Source organism: Roseateles sp. (assembly GCF_019237615.1).
GTDB lineage: Bacteria > Pseudomonadota > Gammaproteobacteria > Burkholderiales > Burkholderiaceae_C > Pelomonas.
The window spans coordinates 1-19,845 of record NZ_JAFAGT010000003.1; the positions used below are offsets into that span (position 1 = coordinate 1).

At 69.6% G+C, this 19,845-nt stretch carries 19 protein-coding genes; 5 read left to right on the forward strand and 14 right to left on the reverse strand.

The genetic code is table 11. The annotated features are described in order from the left end of the window. Positions 1-272: 272 nt before the first annotated feature. Positions 273-1,340 (forward strand): Fic family protein, encoded by a 1,068-nt coding sequence (locus tag JOY88_RS00975; RefSeq protein ID WP_293499564.1) that lies wholly within the window; start codon positions 273-275, stop codon positions 1,338-1,340. A gap of 221 nt (positions 1,341-1,561) precedes the next feature. Here JOY88_RS00975 and JOY88_RS00980 read toward each other — a convergent pair whose 3' ends face one another. Continuing rightward, entirely contained in the window at positions 1,562-1,777 is a 216-nt protein-coding gene (locus JOY88_RS00980; RefSeq protein WP_293499565.1) for a hypothetical protein, read from the reverse strand. Positions 1,778-2,036: 259 nt separating this feature from the next. Between JOY88_RS00980 and JOY88_RS00985 the strand changes: the two genes are divergently transcribed. Both JOY88_RS00985 and JOY88_RS00990 read left to right on the forward strand, forming a co-directional pair. Next, a complete protein-coding gene (locus JOY88_RS00985) occupies positions 2,037-3,764 on the forward strand; it encodes an ABC transporter permease (RefSeq protein ID WP_293499567.1) in 1,728 nt (575 codons plus the stop codon). A gap of 108 nt (positions 3,765-3,872) precedes the next feature. After that, a complete protein-coding gene (locus JOY88_RS00990; RefSeq protein WP_293499569.1) occupies positions 3,873-5,180 on the forward strand; it encodes an ABC transporter ATP-binding protein in 1,308 nt (435 codons plus the stop codon). A 13-nt stretch (positions 5,181-5,193) separates the two neighbouring features. Here the strand turns inward: JOY88_RS00990 and JOY88_RS00995 are convergent, their stop codons facing one another. The 6 genes from JOY88_RS00995 to JOY88_RS01020 form a co-directional block, all read right to left on the reverse strand. Then, positions 5,194-5,715: a DUF1697 domain-containing protein gene (locus JOY88_RS00995; protein ID WP_293499570.1), complete on the reverse strand. Its 522-nt coding sequence runs from the start codon at positions 5,713-5,715 to the stop codon at positions 5,194-5,196. Positions 5,716-5,804: 89 nt separating this feature from the next. After that, positions 5,805-6,485: a YoaK family protein gene (locus tag JOY88_RS01000; RefSeq protein ID WP_293499572.1), complete on the reverse strand. Its 681-nt coding sequence runs from the start codon at positions 6,483-6,485 to the stop codon at positions 5,805-5,807. After that, positions 6,482-6,913 (reverse strand): DoxX family membrane protein, encoded by a 432-nt coding sequence (locus tag JOY88_RS01005; protein ID WP_293499574.1) that lies wholly within the window; start codon positions 6,911-6,913, stop codon positions 6,482-6,484. Before JOY88_RS01005 ends, JOY88_RS01000 begins: the two co-directional genes overlap by 4 nt. A gap of 2 nt (positions 6,914-6,915) precedes the next feature. Then, positions 6,916-8,793, reverse strand: coding sequence for an amidohydrolase (locus JOY88_RS01010; protein ID WP_293499576.1), 1,878 nt, complete (start codon positions 8,791-8,793; stop codon positions 6,916-6,918). Continuing rightward, positions 8,794-9,060: a XapX domain-containing protein gene (locus JOY88_RS01015; protein WP_293499578.1), complete on the reverse strand. Its 267-nt coding sequence runs from the start codon at positions 9,058-9,060 to the stop codon at positions 8,794-8,796. It abuts the gene before it with no gap. 24 nt (positions 9,061-9,084) lie between these two features. Next, positions 9,085-9,780, reverse strand: coding sequence for a hydrolase (locus tag JOY88_RS01020; RefSeq protein ID WP_293499580.1), 696 nt, complete (start codon positions 9,778-9,780; stop codon positions 9,085-9,087). A gap of 128 nt (positions 9,781-9,908) precedes the next feature. Between JOY88_RS01020 and JOY88_RS01025 the strand changes: the two genes are divergently transcribed. Beyond that, positions 9,909-10,838 (forward strand): LysR family transcriptional regulator, encoded by a 930-nt coding sequence (locus JOY88_RS01025; protein WP_293499582.1) that lies wholly within the window; start codon positions 9,909-9,911, stop codon positions 10,836-10,838. Positions 10,839-10,846: 8 nt separating this feature from the next. Here the strand turns inward: JOY88_RS01025 and JOY88_RS01030 are convergent, their stop codons facing one another. The 7 genes from JOY88_RS01030 to JOY88_RS01060 form a co-directional block, all read right to left on the reverse strand. Continuing rightward, complete coding sequence (locus JOY88_RS01030) at positions 10,847-11,563, reverse strand: pirin family protein (protein ID WP_293499584.1); 717 nt, start codon at positions 11,561-11,563, stop codon at positions 10,847-10,849. Between the two features lie 25 nt (positions 11,564-11,588). After that, positions 11,589-12,167, reverse strand: coding sequence for a nucleotidyltransferase family protein (locus JOY88_RS01035; RefSeq protein ID WP_293499585.1), 579 nt, complete (start codon positions 12,165-12,167; stop codon positions 11,589-11,591). Beyond that, positions 12,167-13,831 carry a long-chain-fatty-acid--CoA ligase gene (locus tag JOY88_RS01040; RefSeq protein ID WP_293499586.1) on the reverse strand — a complete coding sequence of 555 codons (1,665 nt, stop codon included), beginning with the start codon at positions 13,829-13,831 and terminating at the stop codon, positions 12,167-12,169. Before JOY88_RS01040 ends, JOY88_RS01035 begins: the two co-directional genes overlap by 1 nt. After that, positions 13,828-14,703: a DMT family transporter gene (locus JOY88_RS01045; protein WP_293499587.1), complete on the reverse strand. Its 876-nt coding sequence runs from the start codon at positions 14,701-14,703 to the stop codon at positions 13,828-13,830. The genes JOY88_RS01040 and JOY88_RS01045 overlap by 4 nt, the downstream gene beginning before the upstream one ends. After that, positions 14,700-14,909 (reverse strand): cysteine-rich CWC family protein, encoded by a 210-nt coding sequence (locus tag JOY88_RS01050; RefSeq protein ID WP_293499588.1) that lies wholly within the window; start codon positions 14,907-14,909, stop codon positions 14,700-14,702. Before JOY88_RS01050 ends, JOY88_RS01045 begins: the two co-directional genes overlap by 4 nt. Continuing rightward, entirely contained in the window at positions 14,906-15,592 is a 687-nt protein-coding gene (locus tag JOY88_RS01055) for a hypothetical protein (protein WP_293499589.1), read from the reverse strand. Before JOY88_RS01055 ends, JOY88_RS01050 begins: the two co-directional genes overlap by 4 nt. A gap of 358 nt (positions 15,593-15,950) precedes the next feature. Next, the gene (locus tag JOY88_RS01060) at positions 15,951-17,297 is read right to left on the reverse strand and encodes a DUF4397 domain-containing protein (RefSeq protein ID WP_293499590.1); all 1,347 of its coding nucleotides are present in this window, start codon (positions 17,295-17,297) and stop codon (positions 15,951-15,953) included. Between the two features lie 177 nt (positions 17,298-17,474). Here JOY88_RS01060 and JOY88_RS01065 point away from each other — a divergent pair, with 177 nt between their 5' ends. Then, entirely contained in the window at positions 17,475-19,526 is a 2,052-nt protein-coding gene (locus tag JOY88_RS01065) for an NADPH-dependent 2,4-dienoyl-CoA reductase (RefSeq protein WP_293499591.1), read from the forward strand. Positions 19,527-19,845 lie beyond the last annotated feature (319 nt).

Genomic DNA, 19,845 nt, shown 5'->3' on the forward strand with positions numbered 1-19,845 from the left:
CCCGAGCGCCTTCGCGGAAGGTCTCTCGCAGCAGCACGGTGGGGGTCGAGTTGCGATTCGGGACGATGTCGATGTGCATGACTACGTAGATAGTTCATTGACACAGAAAATTCAAGCAAATTACATGGGTACAAATACCTGGTCATCTGCCCAAGCAAAAGCGGCCTGCCTCATAGAGAGAACAGGCCGCTTGGCGGGCTTGGGGTGCGGGGAACTTCAGCCTAGAGAACCTGACTTCCGACAAGCGCTTGGCGGCCCGGCAACTGTCTCGAATGGAAATCGAGGAGAGGCTGGAAAAGCTCATCTCCCTGCGAGGTCCTCGGGCGGCCAACGCCCTGCGAGATGACGCTCGTGAGGTCTCGGAGCGACTCGGGTTGACTGCCGAGTTCAAGGTGCTGGATGGTCTCATCGGCGCCATGCTCGGAACGCACCCCGCCAAGGTTCTGGGAAGCCGCCAAGCGCTCGCACGCGCGCACGGCCTTCCCTACGACCCGCAGCGGATAGAGCTGTTCGAAAAAATCGCCGCGCAACTCAGAGGGCAGAGCTTCTCCGACATCCCAGAGCCCGCGCTGCGCGGCGCGCCTCGAGACATGTTCGCCTTCGTGGAGTCGTACTTCTCCAACTACATCGAAGGAACGACCTTCACGGTGGAAGAGGCTCAAGACATTGTCTTCAATGGGCGCATCATCCCCAATCGTTCGGAAGACTCCCACGACATCAAAGGCACCTTTGACGCGGCGCTGCGAGACCCGTTCTACAGCCAGCCGCCCGCCACTGCGGACGACTTTTTGACCTGGCTACAGCAAGCCAATGCGATGGTCATGCTGGCTCGAAAGAACCGGAGTCCGGGCCAGTGGAAGGTCGAAGCCAATCAGGCGGGGAGCACCATCTTCGTGCTGCCGGAACTGGTTCCCGAGACGCTTCGAAAGGCCTGGTCGATGATGCCGCTTCTTGAGCATCCGATACAGCGGGCGCTCTTCGCCATGTTCGTCGTGAGCGAGACCCATCCGTTCACCGACGGCAACGGTCGTACGTCCCGCTTGCTGATGAATGCGTTTCTATCCCAGCACAAGCAGTGCCGCATCATCATTCCCACCGCTTTTCGCGAGGACTACCTCTTGTCCCTGAAGGCCATGAGCCACCAAGGTGACGCTACGGCCTACATGCGCGCGATGGGTATCGGGCAAGCCTGGGCAGGAGAACTGAACTACGACGTCGATGTGCCTGGCATGAACCAGCAACTCGACGACTGCAACGCCAAGCAGGAGGACACCCGAGCCTTCCGGCTGTTGTCGCCCAAGACTTTGAAGCCCATTGGCGTAGAGCCTGCGCGCAACTAACTCAAGCGCTCGAGGGGCCAGACCGGTTGCTGCCCATCAAGGTGGGCATCAGGTGGCTGTCTGGGGCAATCGCGGTTGAGCGGGGGAAGACAGAAGCTGGCCTGCGCTCATAGAGGCGCCCCACCGGCCAGCGCAGGATTCCTTTAGCCGTCACCAGGGCCGCCCGGCATGGTGCCGGGCAGGCATGCAACGAGAAGGCCCCTTGCGGGGCCATGCGGGGGTCAGCGCGGCTTGACGTTCGGCTGGCCGGGTTGCGGGCTCTCGCGGCCGGCGGGCGTGCCGCCCTGCTGCGGGGTGTCGCGGCCCGGGCCGGACTGGCTTTGCTGGCCGGGGCTCGGGTTGCGGCTCTGGCCGCCCGGCTGGATGTTCTGCTGGCCGCTGTGCTGCTGCTGCGGCTGCTGCGGCTGCTTGTCGCTGGATTGACGCGGATTGGACATGGGGGCTCCTTCAAGGCAGATGCGGCGGCGCACCACGCGCCGTCACACTGCCAACCTTAGGCCGCCGACCGCTGGCACTTGTAGGAGAAGGCGCCGCAGGCGCTGCTGAATTGCAAGCCGTGGCGACGAGGCGTGCCGCCGGGGCATCAAGACGCCAGATCTGCAACCGGGCGTGGCCGCGCGCCAGTCCGCCGCAAGGCTCGCGACAGCGGGGCTTCATGCTGCGGTGACACTGGCCTCTTAGCCTGCGCAGCCCACCATGCCCGACCGCCGCTTCTTCCCCCGCCCCGCCGTCGAGGCCCCGTTCAATCGCTGGGATTGGGCGCTGCTGCCGCTCGTCCTCGCCGTGTTCAGCCTGCTGGGCCTGGCCGCGTCCCAGATGACCCGGCCCTTTCACCTCGGCGAGCCGCTGCCGCTGACGCTGGACGTCGCCTGGCTGCCCTACTACCTGCTGCGCACGACGCTGCGCATGTTCATCGCGCTGGCCGCGGCGGTGGTGTTCGCCTGCGTGTTCGCCGTGCTGGCGGCCAAGGTCCGCGCGGCCGAGAAGGTGCTGGTGCCGCTGCTGGACATCCTGCAGTCCATCCCCATCCTGGGCTTCCAGGCCATCGCGGTGGCGCCCTTCATCGCGCTGTTCCCCGGCAACCTGCTGGGCGTGGAACTGGCGGCTCTGTTCGCGATCTTCACGTCGCAGGCCTGGAACATGGCCTTCAGCCTCTACCAGTCGCTGCGCACGGTGCCGGCCGAGCTGCAGGAGGCGGCGCGCATCTTCCAGCTGTCCGGCTGGCAGCGCTTCTGGCGGCTGGAGCTGCCGTTCGCGATGCCGGGCCTGCTGTGGAACATGATGATGAGCATGAGCGGCGGCTGGTTCTTCGTCGTCGCGTCGGAGGCCATCTCTGTGGCCGGCCAGGACATCAAGCTGCCCGGCGTGGGTTCCTACATCGCCGTCGCCATCGAGGCGCGCGACCTGGGCGCCATAGGCTGGGCCATCCTGGGCATGCTGATCGGCATCCTCCTGTACGACCAGCTGTTCTTCCGCCCGCTGCTGGCCTGGGCCGACCGCTTCCGCTTCGAGGAGTCCGGCGGCGAGCATGCGCCGCAATCCTGGCTGCTGACCTGGATGCGCCGCACCGAGCTGCTGCAGCGGCTGGCCGCCTGGCCGGGGCGCTGGATCACGGCCAGCTTCGCGCCGCTGAAGAAGAGCTACGACGGCCGCTCCATCCGCGCCCGGCCCCGCCCCCCCAACCCGCTTTGGGCGCGCGCCTGGGATGCGCTAGTCGCCGCCCTGGTGCTTTTCGCCGTCTGGCGCCTGGTGAGCTTCATCCACACCGAGGTCGGCTGGGGCGAGGCGGCGCATGTCTTCCGCCTGGGCTTCTACACGCTGGCGCGCGTGCTGCTGCTGATCGCGGTGGCATCGCTGATCTGGGTGCCCATCGGCGTCTGGATAGGCCTGAACCCGCGCATCGCCGGCCGCGTGCAGGCCGTCGCGCAGTTCCTCGCGGCCTTCCCGTCCAACCTCGTGTTCCCGGTGGCCGTGCTGGTCATCGTCAAGTACCGGCTCAACCCCGACCTCTGGCTGTCGCCCCTCATCATCCTGGGCACGCAGTGGTATCTGCTCTTCAATGTCGTGGCAGGCGCCTCCACCATACCGACCGAGCTGCGCCTGGCCGCGCAGAACCTCGGACTCAAGGGCTGGCTGGCCTGGCGGCGCTACCTGCTGCCGGCCATCTTCCCGAGCTTTGTGACCGGCGCCATCACGGCCAGCGGCGGTTCCTGGAACGCCAGCATCGTGGCCGAATACGTGAGCTGGGGCGACACCCACCTGCAGGCCGAGGGCCTGGGCAGCTACATCCAGCAGATGACGACGGCGGGCGACTTCCCGCGCATCGCCCTGGGCATTGGCGTCATGTGCGTCTTCGTCATGACGCTGAACCACTGGGTCTGGCGCAGGCTGTACCGCATCGCCGAGGAAAGGATGCATTTCTGATGAAGGCTGCCAAGCAAATCAACAGCGGGCCGGGCGCCGGGCCGCACCCAAGCCGGCACGCATCCCCTCGGGGGATCGGCCGACGTACCCGCCGGACGAGGGGTGGACATGACTGACACGCTCATTGAACTGAAGGACGTCGCCAAGGGCTTCAAGTCGACCGACGGCAGCCTGCGCACGGTGCTGGAGCGCGTGGACTTCCGGCTCGCCAAGGGCGAGATCGTCGCGTTGCTGGGCCAGTCGGGCTCGGGCAAGAGCACGCTGCTGCGCATCATGGCCGGCCTGATCCCGGCCGACGCCGGCGACGTGCGCTACCGCGGCCAGCCGCTGTTCGGCCCGGCCCAGGGCATCGCCATGGTGTTCCAGAGCTTTGCGCTGTTTCCCTGGCTGACGGTGCAGCAGAACGTCGAACTGGGCCTGGAGGCGGCCGGCGTCGGCGAGGCCGAGCGCGCCCAGCGCGCCGAGGCCGCCATCGAGCTGATCGGCCTCGCGGGCTTCGAGGGCGCGCTGCCGCGCGAGCTGTCGGGCGGCATGCGCCAGCGCGTGGGCCTGGCGCGCGCCCTGGTCATGCAGCCGGCCGTGCTGCTGATGGACGAAGCCTTCTCCGCGCTGGACGTGCTGACCGGCGAGCGGCTGCGCAACGAGATCCTGGAGCTGTGGGACGGCGGCCAGATGCCCACCCAGGCCATGCTGGTCGTCTCGCACAACATCGAGGAGGCCGTCATGATGGCCGATCGCGTGCTGATCTTCGCCAGCAACCCGGGCCGTGTGCGCGCCGAGCTGCCCATCACGCTGGCGCGCCCGCGCCGCGCCGACAGCGCCGAGGTGCGACTGCTCATCGACGAGGTCTACCGGTTGATGACCAGCGCTGCGCCCATCGACGGGGCCCCTGGCGCGGCCGAGGAGCCCGCGAAGCCGCACCTGTCGGACCGCCTGCCCGAGGCCGACGTGGGCCGCATGGAGAGCCTGCTGGAGCTGCTGGCCGGGGAGCCATTCAAGGGCCGCGCCGACCTGCCGCAGCTGGCCGAGGAGAGCGAGCTCACCGACGAGGACCTGCTGCCGCTGGCCGACGCGCTGCACCGGCTGGGCCTGGCCCGGCTCAGCGGCGGCGACCTGTTCATGACGTCGCTAGGCCACCGCTACGTCGAGGGCAGCCACGAATTCCGCCGCGAGATCTTCGGTCAGCAGCTGCTGGCACATGTGCCGCTGGCCGCCTTCATCCGCCACAGCCTGGAGCAGGAGGCCCACGGCGAGCTGAAGGAGGAGCCCTTCCTGAAGCTGCTGATGGACAGCATGGATGCCGCCGAGGCCGAGCGCGTGCTGCGCGTCGCCATCGAATGGGCGCGTTATGGCGAGGTCTTCGAGTACGACTTCCACACCGGGCTGATCCACCTGCCCGAGGCCGACGAGGGCTGAGTCCGCGCGCGCCTCAGGCCGCGGCGCACCGGGCCACGGTGTCCAGCGTGCGCGTCGTGATGGACTTGCCGAATGTCTTCTCCAGCAGCTGCATGAAGACAGGCCCCTTCTCGTTGGGCAGGTAGACGCACAGCACCTCGCCGCCGATACGCTTCAGGATGTGGGCGTCGTGCAGGCTGATGGGCAGCTCGACCTCGGCCACCGCCTCGGGCTCGCGCAGGAAGGTGACGACGCGCTTGCCGCCGGCCGGCAGCTCGAACTCGGCGAACGGGTCGTCGTCGATCAGCCGCTGCAGATGCGCGGTGCTGCGCACGACGGTCGCGAAGCGGTAGCCGGCCCCGTCCAGCATGGCCTTCTCCACGCGCTGCTGCAGCGTCGCCGTCGAGGCCGCGCGCGTCGTTGAGAAGGCGACGTTGCCGCTGCTCAGCAGCGTCTTCACGTCGGTGAAGCCGGCGTCCTCCAGGCAGCGCTTGAGGACCGGCATGCGGCAGTTCATCGGGCTGACACCGCGGAGAAGGGCGACGTGGCGGGGCATGGATCTGGATATGGGCTTGTCGGGGTGGCGACGATAGCGCCATTGGCGGCGCCAGCGGCGGGGTTCTGCCGCCCCTGGCCGAAGGCATGTCAGGCATCGGGCCGATCGCGCGACGCCCACGCGGCCGCCACCACCAGCCCCACGGCCAGCCACAGGCTGTCGAAGCGCAGCCAGGCATAGCCGGCGGCACCGAGGGCCGAGCCGACCGCGAAGGCCAGGATGGCCGGCCAGGCGTTGTAGACCCGGCTGCGCGTGGTCGCATCCGCGCGGCCGGTGGTCATGGCCAGCAGGTCGATGGCGGCCTGCGTCGCGTTCCCCGTCATCACCGTGGTCTGCACCGGGCCGGCCAGGCTGGTGCGCATCAGCGCGTTCTGCACGCCCATGGCGGCGATCAGCGTGAAGCCCAGCGACATGGTGACGACGTCGTCGGGCTGACCGGGCGCCGGCAGGCCCAACGCGGCCAGGGCGGCAACGGCGATGATCACGGCCTCGACGACCAGCAGCAGCATCGTCGCCGGCTTGCCCCGGCGCTGCAGCATGTGCTCGACTTGAGCAGTGAGCAGCACGCTGAGCAGGAAGACCGGCAGCGCCAGCAGCTTGGTGAGGATCTTGTCGTGGTGGCTGACCAGCTCGGCGCCGATGAGCACGAAGTTGCCGGTCACATGCGCCGTGAACAGGCCGAACAGGCCGATGAAGCCGACGGTGTCCACGTAGGCGGCAGCCAGTGCGAGCAGCGCGGCGCGGCGGCGGTTGCCGATGGGCGGCGTCATGCGGTGTCCTTCCGGCAGCTGTCGATTCCAGCGTAGACGAGCGCGCCCACCAGGGCGATGTGCTCCCAGAAGCCGTTGAAGGCATGGGCCCGCTCCGCACCCTGCGGCAGATGCCACCAGGTATGGGCGAGGAAGGTGGCGGCCAGCGTGAAGCCGGCCAGCGCCAGCGCGGCGAGCCAGGCGCCGCGCCGCCCCGAGAGCAGCCAGAGACTGGCGCCGAGCTGCAGCACGACGACGCCCGCCGCGACCAGCAGCAGCAGCGGCCCCGGCGTCAGTCCGGTCAGCGCGGCCACTTCGGCCTGGGCCCCGCCCCAGTCGAGGAGCTTGACCACGCCGCTGATGAGGTAGGGACCGAGCAGGGCCAGCAGCGCAAGGCGCTGCAGCCGGCGCACGGACGTGGACGATGAGGTGGTGGTGAGGGCGGCCATGGTCAGAACGCCCAGCAGGCGCAACCGAGGGCGCCCCAGAAGCCGCGGTCGTCGGCCGGCACGCTGGACGTGTAGGCCCGTTCGTGGGAATGACCGTGCACACCGCAGGGCATCGCACAGCAACTCGCCAGGTTGCGGGTCGAAGCGCCCGAGGGGTGCGTGAAGAGGCCCGCGGCCGGGTTGGCGTGCCAGTGGCCGCCGAAGCGGTTGACGGGCGACCAGTCGGGCGACGCCGGGGGCAGCGGCGGCGCCTCGCCCGAGAAGTCGCCACTGCCATGCACGACGCGGCCGTCCATGACGGTCAGCTCGGCGTAGAGCTCGCCGATCTCGTCCTCGGGCACGCTGAAGTAGTCGCGGTTCAGCAGCGCGAAGTCGGCCAGCTGGCCAGTGGCGATCTGGCCCTTGCGGCCCTCGTCGTGGCTGAACCAGGTGTTCCCGCTGGTCCACAGGCGCAACGCCGTATGGCGGTCCAGCAGATTCGCTTCACCGTACATGCGCATGCCGCCCACGGTCTTGCCGGTGACCAGCCACGCCAGGCTGGTCCACGGGTTGTAGGAGGCCACGCGCGTCGCGTCGGTGCCGGCGCCCACCGGCAGGCCGGCGTCGAGCATGCGACGCACCGGCGGCGTGGCGCGGGCTGCCTCGGCGCCGTAGCGGGCGACGAAATACTCGCCCTGGAAGGCCATGCGGTGCTGCACGGCGATGCCGCCGCCCAGGGCCTTGATGCGGTCGATGGAGCGCAGGCTGACGGTCTCGGCGTGGTCGAACCACCAGTGCAGGCCGTTGAACGGGATCTCGCGGTTCACCTTCTCGAAGACATCGAGCGCGCGGCTGATGGTCTCCTCGTAGGTGGCGTGCATGCGGAAGGGCCAGCGCTTTTGCACCAGCAGCCGCACGACGGCCTCCAGGTCGGGTTCCATGCCGGGCGGCATCTCCGGGCGCGGCTCGCGGAAGTCCTCGAAGTCCGCGCCGCTGAACACCAGCATCTCGCCGGCGCCGTTGTGGCGGTACATCTCGCTGCCCGCAAGCGGCGCGAGCATGTCGCTCCAGCGCTGGAAGTCGGACAGCTCCGCCCCCTTGTTCTGCGTGAACAGGTTGTAGGCGATGCGCAGGGTCAGCTCGTTGTCGCGGGCGAGCTTGTCGATGATCTGGTAGTCCTCGGGATAGTTCTGGAACCCGCCGCCGGCATCGATGACGCTGGTGACGCCCAGGCGGTTGAGCTCGCGCATGAAGAGTCGCGTGCTGTTGACCTGGTCGTCGGGGGCGAGCCTGGGGCCGCGGGCCAGCGCGGAGTACAGGATGAGCGCGTTGGGCCGGGCCAGCAGCAGGCCGGTCGGCCGCCCTGCGGCATCGCGCTGGATCTCGCCGCCAGGCGGGTTGGGCGTGTCCTTGTCGTAGCCCACCGCGCGCAGCGCCGCGGCGTTGAGCAAGGCGCGGTCGTAGAGGTGCAGGATGAAGACCGGCGTGTGCGGCGCGACGGCGTTCAGCTCGTCCAGCGTGGGCAGGCGCTTCTCGGCGAACTGGTGCTCGCTGAAGCCGCCGACCACCCTGACCCATTGCGGCGCCGGCGTACGGTCCACCTGCTCCTTGAGCATGGCCATCGCGTCGGCCAGCGTGGGCACGCCCTCCCAGCGCAGCTCGAGGTTGAAGTTGAGACCGCCGCGGATCAGGTGGATGTGGCTGTCGATGAGCCCGGGAATGATTCGCTTGCCACGGGCGTCGATGACGCGGGTGCCGGCGCCGCGCAGCGGCATGACGTCGGCACCCTCCCCCACCGCCACGAAGCGGCCGCCGCGCACCGCGAGAGCCTCGGCCCGAGGCCTCGCGCGGTCCAGGGTTTCGATGCGCGCGTTGAGCACGATGAGATCGGCGGTGTCCATTCAGCTCTCCTTGTCGACTTGGGCGATGGTGGTCTTCGGCGCGGCCACGCCGGTGATCTTGGGCGTGCATTCGCTCTGAAACCAGGTCAGCGTCACCGGCTCGCCGGCCAGGGCCCGTTTCGCCAGCGGCACCAGTTGCTCGCCGACCAGCATGCCGAGCAGGCCAAGCAAGGCAATGGCCGGCGGCGCCGGCGAGCGCACCTGGAGCAACGCGTAGATGACGCCCACGAGCAGGCCGGCACCAAGCGACAGGAGGTAGACCTTCATGGCGGATGCTCCCAGCGGTCTCGTTTACTTGCCGGCCGGTTGAGCGGCGAGGACCGGGCCATGGCTCACGCGCTCCGGTGCCTTGTGCACCATGGTGTAGGCGTAGTCGACGCCCATGCCGTAGGCGCCGCTGTGCTCGCGCACGATGCCGATGGTCGCGTCATAGGTGTCCTTGCGCGCCCAGTCGCGCTGCCACTCCAGCAGCACCTGCTGCCAGGTGACGGGCACCACGCCGGCCTGGACCATGCGCTGCATGGCGTAGTCATGTGCGTCCTTGCTGGTGCCGCCGCTGGCGTCGGCCACCATGTAGATCTCGTAGTCGGTGTCGTTCATGGCCGACAGCGCGAAACTCAGGTTGCAGACCTCGGTCCACAGGCCGGAAACGACGATCTTCTTGCGGCCCTTGCCGGCGTGGCGCGCCAGCGCGTCGCGCACTTTCTGGTCGTCCCAGGAGTTCATGGAGGTGCGCTCCAGCAGCGGTGCCTCGGGGAAGACGGCCAGCAGTTCCGGATAGGTGGGGCCGGAGAAGCCCAGCGTCTCGACCGTCGTGATCGTGGTCGGGATGCCGAAGGCCCTGCCGGCCTTGGCCAGGCCGACGACGTTGTTCTTCAGCGTCTGGCGGTCGATGGACTGCACGCCAAAGGCCATCTGCGGCTGCTGGTCGATGAAGATCAGCTGCGAATTCTGCGGGGTCAGGACTTCAAGCTTCGGGTTGCTCATGATGGGTTCCTTGTGAGGTGGGTTGGGCGCTCCGAAGCGCCTGGGACCGGATTCTTGGCAGGCCCCGCCCCGCCGGGAAGCCGGCTTCCCGGCACGCTTTTGTCGCCAAACTGAAGACAATCCACGGCATGGATCGCATCAGCCACCTCCGCGTGTTCATCGAGGCCGCGCGCCTGGCCAGCTTCTCGGCCGCGGCGCGCAAGCTGGAGCTCACGCGCGACCAGGTCTCCAAGCAGATCGCGGCCCTCGAATCGGAGCTGGGCACACCCCTGTTTGCGCGCAGCACCCGCAGCATCACGCTGAGCACCGCCGGCGAGGCCTTGCTGGGCCGCGCCGAGGCCATCGTCGCGCTGTTCGACGAAGCCCTGGGAGAGGTGCGCGGACTCAGCGGCGCGCCTCGCGGCGCCCTGCGCGTGAATGCGCCGATGAGCTTTGGCCAGCGCCACCTGGCGCCGCTGGTCGCGGGCTTCAGTGCGGCCTATCCCGAGGTGCAGCTGCGGATCGATCTGGACGACCGCTTCGTCGACCCGACCAAGACCGGTGCGGACGTGACGCTGCGGATTGCCCAGCTGCCCGAGCATCTGGACCTGGTCGCGCGCCCCATCGCCATCGCGCCGCGCTGGCTGGTCGTTGCGCCGGCCCAGCTGGCTGCGGTCGGCGAGCCCACCCACCCGGACCAGCTGTCGCGGCTGGCCTGCCTTCCCTACGGCGAGGCCGGGGCGGCGCTGCCTTGGCAGTTCCGGCCGGCGGACGCGGAGTCGGCCACCAAGGCCATCGGCGTGACGACGCGGGGGCCGCTGTGCTCCAACAACGGCGACGTGCTGCTGCGCGGCGCCGTCGACGGTCTGGGTTTCACGGTGCTGCCGGCCTTCATGGTGCAGGACGAGATCGCCGCGGGACGCCTGCGCCGCGTGATGCGGGACTGGCAGGTGACGCCGGACATCGGCGTCTTCGCGCTCTACGCCAGCAGCGCTCGCTCTTCGCCCACGATCCGGGCTTTCGTGGAATTCTTCGGGCCGAGGCTGCGCGAGGCGCTGGTCGTGAGGCTTGATTCCTGACGGCCGACCTAGGCCAGGTCGAACCAGAGCCACCGGGCCTCGGTGCGGGCCACCACAGCGACTTGCCTGACCGTCGACAGCTGCAAGCCGTCGCCGCCGCGCAACTCCAGCGGCTGCGGCTCGCCCTCCGCCTCGACCAGGACCACGCCTTCGAGCACCTGGAGCCAGCCGTAGCGGTCGCCGGGGAGGTCGTGGCTGCAGCGCTCGCCGGGCTGCGCAGCCACGGCCCAGACGCTCACCGGCGCGCGCAGCTGCAGCACGCCGGGCTGCGCCGCCGCACTGGCGACCAGCCGTGGGCCGTTCGTGGCGAGCAGCGCCCCCTGCAGGAGCTGGTAACGCGGCGCGAGGTCGTCAGCGTTCCCGTGCAGCCAGATCTGGAACAGATGCGTCGGCGCCTGGCCTGCCGGGTTCCGCTCCGAATGCCTGACCCCGCTGCCGGAGCTGATGAGCTGCACATCCCCCGCACGCAGAAGCCCCTGGTGGCCCGCGGAGTCCTGGTGCTCGAGCTCTCCGGACAGCATGAAGGTCAGGATCTCGAAGTGGTCGTGGGCATGCTCGGCGAAACCCGAACCGGCAGCCACGATGTCCTCGTTGATCACGCGCAGCGCGCGAAAACCCATCCGCGTCGGGTCGTTGAACGAGCCGAAGGAGAACGTGTAGTGAGCCTGCAGCCACCCCGTCCTGGCCCAGCCGCGGGCCTGCCGGTCATGAAACACGTCGCTCATCGTCTGCGGCTCCGGGAGGGGTTCTTCATGCGGGCTCCAAGGTGACGCCCGGCCAGCGCTCGGCATAGCGCTTGCTGGCGCAGCGCTGGCGGTAGGTGTCCACGCTGACGCGCACCGGATTGCGCCGCACGCGAAGGCCCAGCAGGTCCTGCAGCCCATGGGGCGCGATGACGTGGAGCACGTCCTGCGCATCCAGCCACACGCCCACCGCCGTGGCCGGCTCGGGCCAGGTCGCGACGGCGTCCTCCAGCGAACCCAGCGGCCCGACGGCATGGCCGAAATGCGCCTCGAACCAGAGGTGCACGCCGGCCTGGTTGGTCACCTCCCACGGCAGGCCGGGGCAGAGCTCGCCGAGCCGCCGCTGCAGGGCGGCATCGCGCGCCGCGCCGAGGTCGTCGGCGCCGAAGAAGGCGAAGTCCACGTCGGCCGGCGCCGAGCGTTGGGCATGGCCGTGCAAGGCATCCCAGACCAGGTTGCGCAGCGCACCCGCGCCTATGCACCAGTGGGCCAGCCCCAGCTCGCGGCCCGCCCGCAGCGCCGCCATGAACCAGGGGGTGGCGCGGACCAGTGCCGTCAGCCGCGCGACGTCCTCGGCCGGGAGCATCACTTCGTCCTCTCCCGCTCCTGCAGCGCCCGCCACATGACCTTGCCGGCGCCGCTCTTGGGCAGGCTGTCGACGAACTCGACGAGGGTGGGCACCTTGTAGGCGGCCATGTGGGCGCGGCACCAGTCGCGCACCTGGTCTTCGGTCAGCGACTCGTGGCCGGCGCGCCGCACGACGACGGCCTTGACCGTCTCGCCACGGTAGGCATCGGGCGCCGCGATGATGCAGGCCTCGGCCAGGCCGGGGTGGGCGTGCATCAGGTTCTCGACCTCCGTCGGCCAGACCTTGAAGCCGCTCGCGTTGATCATGCGCTTCAGGCGGTCGGTCATGAAGAAGTAGCCGTCGGCATCCGCATAGCCGATGTCGCCGGTGCGGAAGAAGCGCCTGCCCTCGAACGAGATGAAGGCGGCCTCGGTGGCCTCGGGCTGGCCCCAGTAGCCATCGAAGACCATGGGGCCGCTGACGATGATCTCGCCGGCCTCGCCGGCCGGCAGCTCGCGCAGCGTGTCGGGATCGATGACGCGGGCATCGCAGCTCAGATAGGGCACGCCCAGGCATTGCTGCTTGGGCGCGTCGTAGGGATTGCTGTGGCTGGGCGCGGCGGTCTCGGTGAGGCCGTAGCCTTCCATGTAGCGCAGGCCCCAGCGGTTCAGCAGCCGCTCGGCGACGGCCTGCGGCATGGCCGCGCCGCCGCCGCCTATGCTGACCAGGCTGCTCATGTCGAAGCCGTCCACCTGCGGGCTGGCCAGCAGGTCGATGACCATGGTCGGGATGTTGGTCCAGCGCGTGACGCGGTGCTCGGCGATGAGGCGGGCGGCGTATTCGCGCTGCCAGCGCGGCATCAGCACCAGGGCCGCGCCGCAGGCCAGCGTGCCATGCATGACGACCACCATGCCGGTGATGTGGAACATGGGCACGACGCCCAGCACGACGTCCTCATGGCTGCCGGTGGCCCACAGGGCGCCCGCGAAGACGTTGTGCTGCAGGCTGCGGTGCCTGTGCATGCAGCCCTTGGGGTTGCCGGTGGTGCCGCTGGTGTAGGGCAGCAGCGCAAGGTCGTCGGCGCCCACATCCACGGCCGGCGCTGCGGCCGTGCAGGCCATGGCCTCGCGCCAGGGCGTGGCGCCGGCAGGCAGGGCCACGTCGGCGTTGAGCCAGTCGGCCCAGCCCGGGGGCAGGCCGGCGCCGTCGGTGCGGCCGCCGGGCAGCACCTCGGCCAGCCGCGTGACCAGCAGATCCCGCGCCGCCATGCCGGCGGCCAGCCATTCGGCGCTGAGGTCGGCGCTGGTGACGGCGAGGATGGCCCCGCTGTCCTTGATGAGGTGCTGCAGCTCCGCCGCGCGGTTCATCGGGTTGACGGGCACGACGACGGCGCCCAGGCTCAGGATGGCGTAGTGGGCAATGACCAGCTGCGGGCAGTTCTGCAGGCCCACCAGCACGCGCTGGCCCTTGGCGATGCCGCGCTGCGCCAGCCAGCCCGCCAGGCGCTCGACCTGGGCGGCCAGCTCGGCATAGGTCGTCACCTGGCCCAGGAAGACCAGCGCCGGCCGCTGCGGGAAGCGGCGCGCGCTGACGAGCAGGTTGTCGGGCAGGGCCGTGGCCGGCGGCGCGATGGCATGCGGCACGCGGGCCGGCCAGAACTTGTGGTGGGCTCGAGGGGTCATGCAGCAGTCTCCGTTCTCTTTCTCGCGACGACGAGATAGACGCCCAGCAGCGTCACGCCCATGCCGGCGATGGCCTGTGCGCCCAGTGTCTCGCCGAACAGCAGCCATGCCATCACCGCGGTGACCGAGGGCACCAGGTACATGGTGCTGCTGACCGCCGTGACGCGGCCGTGGCGCAGCATGTAGAACATCAGGCTGATGCCGCCGGCCGTCAGCACCAGCACGCTCCAGGCCATCGCGAGGAGCACGTCGGCGTTCCACTCTATGCGCATGGGTTCCAGCGCCCAGGCCGCCGGCAGCGTCACCGCCAGCGCGGCCGCGAACTGCACGACCTGGCCGGTGCGCAGGTCGAAGTGCGGCACGAAGCGCTTCTGGTACAGAGTGCCGCCGGTGATGGCCAGCAACGCCATGACGCTGAGCAGCAGCGGCGGCCCGAACCCGGCGCCCAGCGTCAGCTTGTGCCAGATGACGAGGACGACGCCCGCAAGGCCCAGCGCCACGCCGGCCCATTGCCGCGGCGTGACGCGTTCGCCGATCAGCGGCGCCAGCGCGGCGACCAGCACCGGCTGCAGGTTGACGATGAGGGCCGCCGTGCCGGCCGGCAGGCCCTGGCGGATGGCGACCCAGACGCCGCCGAGATACACGGCCTGGATGGCTATGCCGGCGACGGCCAGATGCAGCATCTCGCGCCGCGCCGGCCAGGGCGCACGGGCCACCAGCGCCAGGCCCAGCATCAGCGCCACCACGCCGGCATAGCGCCACGCCAGGAAGGTCAGCGGGTCGGCATAGGGTGCCGCGAGCTTGGCGGCGATGTAGCCGGTGGCCCAGATGAAGATGAAGAGCGGGGGTGCGAGGCGGTCGAGGGCGGTCATGAAGGGGTCGTCGAGGCCGCCACCAGCTCGCGCAGGCAGCGCAGGCACAGGCAACGGTCGTAGCGTGCGGCCAGTTCGGCGCGCAACGCGTCCGTCAGGCGGATGCCGAAGCAGTCGCAGTGGCCGGCGTTCACACCGCATTCGAAGCCGCCGCCGCAGCGCTGGCAGGTGACGTCCAACAGGGGAGCGGGGGCGGGCGGGTTCATAGCGGCGATTGTGGGTCGTCCGGCGGTGTCAGCGGCGTCGCACGGGCCAGCGCCATCCAGGTCGCGAAGTCTGGCTTGCAGGCGCGCCTGGGCGCGGGACGAGCAAGCTCGAGGTGGCTCTCGTGGCCGATCAGCACGCCGTACTCCGGCGGGATCTCCTCGGGCTGGGCGATGCCGGCCTTGATGACGAACCAGCACTGGCCGCACAGCGCCCGGTAGGCGGCGGACTTGGCGGGCTTGCGCAGCTCGCCCAGCAGGTCGGCGCGGCTGACCTTGATCTCGTGGATGGCGGGTTCGAGGTAGTCCTCGACCGTGCTGTGGCGGATGGAGTAGACGTCGGGCATGGCGTTGACCCACTGCATCCGGCCGTCCTCGCCGGGCAGGCCGGCCCGCAGCGCGAGGCCGCGCCAGGCGATGCGGCCCGCGCGCTGCATCTCGACGGCGACGCGCTCGACCAGCGTCTCATGCGAGTCCCGCGCGGCACGGTTGCGGCTCAGCGAGGCGGCGATGTGGGCAATGCCGGCATCCGTCACGCGCAGGCGCTCCCGGCCGTCGGCCTCCTGCAGCCGCTCAACCCAGCCGGCCGCGAGCAGCTCGACCTCGACGAGGTCCTGGCTGGGCCAGCCGGCGCTGCGCCAGAGCAGGCGCAGGCGCTGCAGTTGGATGCGGGTGGGTGCGGGCATGGCGCCATCTTCGCCGCGAGCGGGCAAGAAGAAAGCCCCCGGCCGGCCGGCCCCGGCGGATGGCCGCACAGATGCCGCCGAGATAGAGCGCCTGGACGGCTACGCCCGTGAAACGGCAGGTGCAGCATCTCGCGCCGCGCGGGCCATGGCTCGTGCGGCCAGCGCCAGGCCTGCAAGGCCAGCAGGGCGGCACAAGGTGGCGCAAGCCTGGCGGCGATGCAGCCGGTGGCCCGAACGAAGACGAACGGGCGCGGCGCGGCCACTCATGGCCGGAATGGCCGGAATGGCCGCTCAACAAAAAACCCCTCGGGCCTGGGGCGCGAGGGGTTTTGAGGAAGGGGCTGGATCCGGGTCGGGATCAGCGGTCCTTGATGAACATGCCGGTGGCACCGGGCATGGTGGGCGGCGTCGTGCCAGTGTTGACGGTGGAGTCGCCCATGATCAGCGCCGTGTAGACGCCATTGGCCGTCAGCGGCGTCAGGCTGGTGGTGCCGCCGTTGTTGCCCGGGTTGTACAGCGGGTTGGCCAGCAGCGGCGACGTGATCTGCACCGTCGAGCCCGGCGTGGACGAGATCATCGCCGGGGCCGAACTGGAGCCGGCCTGCACGTTGGACGCGAGCGTCGTGTAGTCCACCACCAGCGAGGCCAGCGGGTTGTTGCCCGACAGCCCGTTGATGAGGCGGATCTTCACGCTGCCGCTGGTGGACGGCAGGCGGTTGTCGTCGACCAGCACGTTGAGCAGCGGGTTGGCAGCGGTGCCGTACAGCAGCAAGGTGTAGTCGGCGCCGGCCACCAGGTTGGGGGCGGCGAAGCTCTGCGCCTTGCCGTTGACGTTGACCACCAGGTTGCTGGCGCCGGCGGGCAGGCTGATGTAGTCGGCGCGGTTGGGCGACGGCGAGTTCACCAGCAGCGTCTGGCCCTGAACCGTCGAGCTGGCATAGGTGCCACCGGCCAGGCCGTTCACCATGCGCACGCGGCTCAGCGAATTGGGGTAGGGGGTCACGGCACCCTTCTGGATCAGCTTGAAGCCGTTGACCAGCGTGCCGCTGCTGGTGGAGGTGAAGATCAGCGAGTTGACGGTGGCGGAATCCAGCGTGACGCCCGAGACGTCCAGACGCAGGTCGGTCTTGTTGTTGGGGCCGGTGACGCGCACGCGGTAGGTACCCGCGTTGAGCTGGATGTAGCCGCTGCCCGCGCCGCCCACCAGGCCGGCGACGAAGGGGGTGGCGTCGGTCAGCGCGGCATCGGGCGTCGTGATGTAGACGTCCAGCTGGCCCGCATCGGGGGCCAGGTTCAGCGCCAGCACCTTGACCTTGCCGGAGTCCGGCGCGTCCTGGGATTCCTGCAGCAGGCTGGTGCGCACGCTGCCGGCAAAGCCGTAGGCGATCAGCGTGTAGTTGCTGTTGCCGGCCAGCGTGGGCGCCAGCGCGGCGACGCTGTTGCCGACGTCGCTGGTCTGGACCTGGATCGGCGCGTTGGCGGTATCCACGCCGCCATAGCTGCCGGTGGTGGCCTGAGCGACCTTGGAGTTGATGGTCTTGTCGCTGACCACCAGGTCGAGGTTGGCATAGGACTGGGTGGCGTTGAGCAGCCGGATCTGCGTCGAGCTGCTGCTGCCTCCACCGCCGCCGCAGGCAGTCAGGAATGCAGTGGCCGACAGGCTCAGCGTCAGGACCAGCCGGGTGGCCCAGGGGGTGAATCGCATCGAAAACTCTCCGAAAAAACCAAACCGCCGGGCTGAAATCCCAAAACGCGGATTCGCGATTAGAACTCAAGCCGAGGATGTCACGAATTCCATCCACGCGAGCAGCCGGTGAAGAACTGTTGCAGGGCGAGGAGAACCCTCCCGCGGCGGCGGCGGCGCGTCGCTAGCATCACCGGCATGAACTACCCGCACCTCCTTGCCCCGCTGGACCTCGGCTTCACGACGCTGAAGAACCGCGTGCTGATGGGCAGCATGCACACGGGCCTGGAAGATGGCAGCAAGCATTTCGAACGCATGGCGGTGTTCTTCGCCGAGCGCGCCCGGGGCGAGGTGGGGCTGATCGTGACCGGCGGCTTCGCGCCCAACATCGAGGGCTGGGCCAAGCCCTTTGCCGGCACGCTGGCCACTTCGGGCGCCGCGCGGCGGCACCGCATCATCACGGATGCCGTGCATGCCGAGGGCGGCAAGATCGCGCTGCAGATCCTGCACACGGGCCGTTACGGCTATTCGCCGCTGTGCGTGGCGCCGTCGCGCATCCAGAGCCCGATCAGCCCGTTCACGCCACGCGAGCTGAGCGCCCGCGGCATCGAACGCCAGATCCGCGCCTTCGTCCGCTGCGCCAGGCTGGCCCGCGAGGCCGGCTACGACGGCGTGGAGGTGATGGGCAGCGAGGGCTATTTCATCAACCAGTTCCTGGTGGCACACACCAACCGGCGCACGGATGGCTGGGGCGGTTCCTACGAGAACCGCATGCGGCTGCCGCTAGAGATCCTGGCCCGCATGCGCGAGGCCGTGGGGCCGGACTTCATCATCATCTACCGCCTCTCCCTGCTGGACCTGGTGCCCGACGGCAGCTCGTGGGAGGAGGTCGTGGAACTGGCACGGCGCGTGGCCCGTGGCGGTGCGACGATCATCAACACCGGCATAGGCTGGCACGAGGCGCGCATCCCGACGATTGCGACCAGCGTGCCGCGCGCCGGCTTCGCCTGGGTGACCGCCAAGCTTCGCGCCAAGCTGCGCGAGGAAGGCATCACGACACCGCTGATCACCAGCAACCGCATCAACACGCCCGAGGTGGCCGAAGGCCTGCTGGCCGACGGTAGCGCCGACATGGTGTCCATGGCCCGGCCCTTCCTGGCCGACGCGGAGTTCGTCAGCAAGGCCCGCCAGGGCCGGGCCGACGAGATCAACACCTGCATCGCCTGCAACCAGGCCTGCCTGGACCACACCTTCGCGCAGAAGATCTCCACCTGCCTCGTCAACCCGCGCGCGGCCCACGAGCAGGAGATCGTGCTGAAGCCCGTGAACGGCGCCCGCAAGCGCATCGCGGTCGTCGGCGCCGGCCCGGCGGGCCTGGCCGCGGCAACGACGCTGGCCGAGCGCGGCCATGCGGTGACGCTGTTCGACGCGGCGGCCGAGATCGGCGGCCAGTTCAACATGGCCAAGCGCATCCCGGGCAAGGAGGAGTTCAGCGAGACGCTGCGCTACTTCCGCCGCCGCATCGAGGTCACCGGCGTGACGCTGAAGCTGGACTGCCGCGCCTCGGCGGACGAACTGAAGGGCTTCGACGAGGTGCTGCTGGCCACGGGCGTCAGCGCGCGCGACCCGAAGATCCGGGGCCAGGCCGAGGGCATGGCGCGCGGCCAGGTGCTGAGCTACATCGACGTGCTGCGCCACGAACGACCGGTGGGCAGCCGCGTGGCCATCGTGGGCGCCGGCGGCATCGGCTTCGATGTGGCCGAGTACCTGCTGGAAGCCGGCCATTCGCTGACGCTGGACCCGGCCGCCTGGCGCCGTCACTGGGGCGTGGGCGACCCCGAGCAGGTGCGCGCGGGATTGCTGCGGCCGGCGCCCGAGGCGCCGGTCCGCCAGATCACGCTGCTGCAGCGCAAGGCCGGCAAGCCCGGCGCGGGCCTGGGAAAGACGACGGGCTGGATCCACCGCGCGGCGCTGAAGATGAAGAACGTCGACATGCTGGCCAGCGTCAACTACGAGCAGATCACGTCCGAGGGCCTGTGGGTCAGCTATGGCGAGAAGCGGGCGGATGCCCAGCTCATCGCGGCCGACACTATCGTGCTGTGCGCGGGCCAGGAGCCTATGCGCGAGCTGGAGGCGCCGCTGCGCGCGGCGGGCATCAGCGTCCACCTGATAGGCGGCGCGCTGGAGGCCGGCGAGCTGGACGCGAAGCGGGCCATCCTGCAGGGCACCCGGCTCGCTTGCCAGCTGTGAATCGGCGCCGGGAGCGTTCCCGGAGCTGATGCAGGCTGTCGTTGTCCTGCTCAATGCCTTGCAGGCCCCGGGGCCCCGTCCAAGCTCGCGTCGAGCCAGCCGCAGAGGTCGTTCAGAACATGACGCCGTCTGCATCGGCGCCGGGCCGCGCCGGGCTCAGGCGGCGCGGCGGCTCAGAGCCTGAGAAGCATTTGATTGCCGTTAGCCGAGTGGCTGGCGAGCCATGGGATGCAGTTGCCCGCGATGTGCTGGCGGATTCGGGTGATCGGGGTCGGCGCAGGGCCTACAGGGGCCGCCCCGCGGGCCTTCGGGGCGCGAA

Coding starts and splice junctions, on each gene's coding strand:
- JOY88_RS01045 (WP_293499587.1), bottom strand. CDS start 14,703: ATGACCGCCCTCGACCGCCTCGCACCCCCGCTCTTCATCTTCATCTGG.
- JOY88_RS01035 (WP_293499585.1), bottom strand. CDS start 12,167: ATGCTCCCGGCCGAGGACGTCGCGCGGCTGACGGCACTGGTCCGCGCC.
- JOY88_RS01020 (WP_293499580.1), bottom strand. CDS start 9,780: ATGAGCAACCCGAAGCTTGAAGTCCTGACCCCGCAGAATTCGCAGCTG.
- JOY88_RS00995 (WP_293499570.1), bottom strand. CDS start 5,715: ATGCCCCGCCACGTCGCCCTTCTCCGCGGTGTCAGCCCGATGAACTGC.
- JOY88_RS01010 (WP_293499576.1), bottom strand. CDS start 8,793: ATGGACACCGCCGATCTCATCGTGCTCAACGCGCGCATCGAAACCCTG.
- JOY88_RS01015 (WP_293499578.1), bottom strand. CDS start 9,060: ATGAAGGTCTACCTCCTGTCGCTTGGTGCCGGCCTGCTCGTGGGCGTC.
- JOY88_RS01060 (WP_293499590.1), bottom strand. CDS start 17,297: ATGCGATTCACCCCCTGGGCCACCCGGCTGGTCCTGACGCTGAGCCTG.
- JOY88_RS01005 (WP_293499574.1), bottom strand. CDS start 6,913: ATGGCCGCCCTCACCACCACCTCATCGTCCACGTCCGTGCGCCGGCTG.
- JOY88_RS00975 (WP_293499564.1), top strand. CDS start 273: ATGGAAATCGAGGAGAGGCTGGAAAAGCTCATCTCCCTGCGAGGTCCT.
- JOY88_RS01000 (WP_293499572.1), bottom strand. CDS start 6,485: ATGACGCCGCCCATCGGCAACCGCCGCCGCGCCGCGCTGCTCGCACTG.
- JOY88_RS01040 (WP_293499586.1), bottom strand. CDS start 13,831: ATGACCCCTCGAGCCCACCACAAGTTCTGGCCGGCCCGCGTGCCGCAT.
- JOY88_RS01050 (WP_293499588.1), bottom strand. CDS start 14,909: ATGAACCCGCCCGCCCCCGCTCCCCTGTTGGACGTCACCTGCCAGCGC.
- JOY88_RS01025 (WP_293499582.1), top strand. CDS start 9,909: ATGGATCGCATCAGCCACCTCCGCGTGTTCATCGAGGCCGCGCGCCTG.
- JOY88_RS01065 (WP_293499591.1), top strand. CDS start 17,475: ATGAACTACCCGCACCTCCTTGCCCCGCTGGACCTCGGCTTCACGACG.
- JOY88_RS00990 (WP_293499569.1), top strand. CDS start 3,873: ATGACTGACACGCTCATTGAACTGAAGGACGTCGCCAAGGGCTTCAAG.
- JOY88_RS01055 (WP_293499589.1), bottom strand. CDS start 15,592: ATGCCCGCACCCACCCGCATCCAACTGCAGCGCCTGCGCCTGCTCTGG.
- JOY88_RS00980 (WP_293499565.1), bottom strand. CDS start 1,777: ATGTCCAATCCGCGTCAATCCAGCGACAAGCAGCCGCAGCAGCCGCAG.
- JOY88_RS00985 (WP_293499567.1), top strand. CDS start 2,037: ATGCCCGACCGCCGCTTCTTCCCCCGCCCCGCCGTCGAGGCCCCGTTC.
- JOY88_RS01030 (WP_293499584.1), bottom strand. CDS start 11,563: ATGAGCGACGTGTTTCATGACCGGCAGGCCCGCGGCTGGGCCAGGACG.